Source organism: Streptomyces sp. SID13726 (assembly GCF_010548375.1).
Lineage (GTDB): Bacteria > Actinomycetota > Actinomycetes > Streptomycetales > Streptomycetaceae > Streptomyces.
On record NZ_JAAGLY010000899.1, the window covers coordinates 1 to 381 of the forward strand.

The 381-nt window shown below is 69.0% G+C and carries 1 pseudogene; it reads left to right on the plus strand.

Annotated elements, in window-relative coordinates:
• A pseudogene (locus tag G3I78_RS50885) lies at positions 1–381 on the plus strand (Crp/Fnr family transcriptional regulator); the annotation flags it as partial.

Sequence of the window (381 nt, forward strand, 5' to 3'; positions counted from 1 at the left end):
ACGAGATGCTCAACAACCGCGAGTTCGGCCTGCTCCACAACGCCGACTACGACCAGCGCATCCAGCCGCACGACGGCGCCCCCGGCCCCGACGACATGGACCAGCTGCTCAGCATGCGGCGCGGCTCCAAGTTCTTCCTCGAGCACCCCAAGGCCATCGCCGCCTTCGGCCGCGAGTGCAACAAGCGCGGGCTGGTCCCCGAGACGGTCGACGTCGCCGGCACCCGGATGACGACCTGGCGGGGCGTGCCGATCTTCCCGTGCAACAAGATCCCGATCAGCGACGCGCGGACGACGTCCATCCTCTGCATGCGCACCGGCGAGGACGTGTCCGGTGTCATCGGCCTCCACCAGGCCGGCATCCCGGACGAGATCGAGCCGA